At 67.2% G+C, this 2,233-nt stretch carries 4 protein-coding genes; all 4 read right to left on the reverse strand.

Going from position 1 to position 2,233, the window contains the following annotated elements; genetic code table 11:
- A partial coding sequence (locus tag JHC99_RS18515) for a type IIL restriction-modification enzyme MmeI (RefSeq protein WP_366927853.1) occupies positions 1 to 752 on the reverse strand: 752 nt, incomplete at its 3' end.
- Positions 753 to 825: 73 nt separating this feature from the next.
- The gene (locus JHC99_RS18520) at positions 826 to 1,506 is read right to left on the reverse strand and encodes a hypothetical protein (protein ID WP_292156163.1); all 681 of its coding nucleotides are present in this window, start codon (positions 1,504 to 1,506) and stop codon (positions 826 to 828) included.
- A gap of 92 nt (positions 1,507 to 1,598) precedes the next feature.
- On the reverse strand, positions 1,599 to 1,928 hold the full coding sequence (locus JHC99_RS18525) for a DUF5615 family PIN-like protein (RefSeq protein ID WP_292156164.1): 330 nt from the start codon (positions 1,926 to 1,928) through the stop codon (positions 1,599 to 1,601).
- Positions 1,925 to 2,155: a DUF433 domain-containing protein gene (locus tag JHC99_RS18530; protein ID WP_292156165.1), complete on the reverse strand. Its 231-nt coding sequence runs from the start codon at positions 2,153 to 2,155 to the stop codon at positions 1,925 to 1,927. Before JHC99_RS18530 ends, JHC99_RS18525 begins: the two co-directional genes overlap by 4 nt.
- Between the last annotated feature and the right edge of the window lie 78 nt (positions 2,156 to 2,233).

Raw genomic sequence — 2,233 nt, forward strand, 5'->3', positions numbered from 1 at the left:
ACGTCCTCGGCGAACATGGTGAAGATGCAGCGCATCAGGAAATGGGCGACCTCCTCCGGCGGATGGTTGCGTTCCAGACGTCGCGAGACGGCGGCGAGGCGTTCGGCGATCTGGCGCGTGACGCGGGCGGATTCGCGCGTGGGGTCCAGCGAAGCCGGGTCGTTCCAGATGGCCTTGAAGCGTGCGACGATCTCCGGATCGCGCAAATCCTCCAGCCGGATGCGGAAGCCCTTGCGGTCGGGGAAGTGGGAATAGGCGCGGCCCGAGCCGGAAAAGTCGGCATAGACCTCGAACACATAGCCCACGTCGCAGACGATGATGAAGGGCGGGGCCGGGTGGTCGGCGGGCAGGCGGAAGACATAGTCCTCGGCCTGTTTGCGGGCGTTGCGCATCAGCACGTCCCACCTGCCCTCTGCCGCCGCGACCGAGGCGGTCTCGTCGGCCTTGAAAAGGGACGGCTGGCCGTCGTCTCCCCCGCCGAGGCGGTGGGCCGCGCGCGACTGCTTGGCCTCCAGGATGAAACTGCCCTTCTTGTAGAGGTCGATCCTCAGGGTCGAGGCCGTGCCCTCGGACTCGCGCCGTTTGACGCCCCGCTCGAAGACGTAATCATTGGTGCGGGTATCGTCCGACGCCGGATCGGGACGCGGCAGCTCCAGCGCCTCGCACAGCTCCGACAGGAACATCTGGTAGTTGGCGCGCTCCGCGCCCCCGCGCGCGGCGCTCCACCGCTGAATGAAGGCGTCGATGTCCAAGGCGGTTCGGTCTCCCCTCGCACGACTCTAGGTCATCCCGGGCCCCGGTGGAAAGGCCGGGGGTGTGCAAGCCTCAGTCCCACCGGCCTTGATAGGGCTTCTGAGGCGCCAGATGCCCGGTCAGCCGGTCGATATGGGCCTGGAGCGGGGCCAGGTCACCCTCGCGTTCCGCCTGGGGCAGCCGTTCCCAGGTGGCGCGCAGGCGTCTGGCGTCTTCTTCGGGGGTGGCGGGCACCCAGCGGGCGCCGAGGTGGTTCAGCACGATCGTGTCGGCCAGGAAGGCGAGGTGGCCGGGCGACAGGGTGCGGTCCTTCGGCACGATGTCGTCCAGGGTCTCGCGCGCCCGGTCGACGTCCTGGTGCAGCACCACAAACTCTCGCGCGGCCTTAAGCAGGGCCGTCGCCTCCGACCCGCGCCCGGCCGTCAGCGCCTCTCGCGCCCGCCGCAGCACTGTGGTCATCAGGTCCTCATCCTCCGCCGGGAGCGGGGCGGGGGAGGGGGGCGAGGCATTGGAAGCGCTGCCCACGCCGGGTGGAGGTTCGCCATGGTCCACGATGCCCCGCGCCTGAGCCCAGTCGCGCTTGGTCCAGCCTTCCAGCCGGGCCTTCTTTCTCAGATTGGCCTCGCCCACGCCGAACCGTTCGCACACCTCGCGCGCGGACAGGCCGCCGACATAGGCGGCGCGGGCCAGATCCCAGGTCTGGCCGCTGACCTTGCCATAGGTCTGGGTCGGTGGGCGGCGGCGGGCATCCATCTGCGTCTCCGGCGGTCACGATCGTCACCGCCGTATCGCACCCGGTCACGACACTATCGGTCGCACCCGCCGGGATGTGACGAAAGCTGCTGTTACCGCTCGATCTCGACCAGCCGTTCGCCATTCGACAGGCGTAGAATGGCCGCCGGAAGCTTCTCTCTCACCAGGTCGTAAAGCAAGGTATTGGGACAGTTGCCGACGGCGAGCCGAAGCACTGCGCCGCTTTCGCCTCTTTGCGCCAGCGTCACGAAATCGGAGTCCTTGCTCACCATCACCCGATCTTCGTCGATGGCCAGTTGCCACAGCACGTCGTCTGCAGCCTCGGCCAAGCCTCGCAATTTGATGTGATCTGCGGGGTGGCCCATGGCCTCGAGAACCGCGATCAGACGGGTCGGCAGGTTCTGATCGATGAGAAATCTCAAGCGGCGACGACGGCCGGATGATCGAGTTCGTGCGCCGCGTACAGCAACGCGGCTCTGAGGTCGTCAGGTTCGAGTTCGTCGTAGTCCGCCAGGATTTCTGCCTCGGTCATGCCTGAAGCCAGCCAGCCCAGCACGTCGCCCACTGTGATCCGCATGCCGCGAATGCACGGCCGCCCGCTGCGTTTGCCGGGATCGATGGTGATGCGGGACAGGAGATCATCGCTCATGCCCCGCATCCTATCACAGATCGATCAGCGGCCGAACTTCTGGAACTTGATCCGGTGCGGGATCAGGGCGTCGGTGCC

The sequence above is a fragment of the Brevundimonas sp. genome, assembly GCF_016463485.1.
In the GTDB taxonomy this organism is placed as follows: domain Bacteria; phylum Pseudomonadota; class Alphaproteobacteria; order Caulobacterales; family Caulobacteraceae; genus Brevundimonas.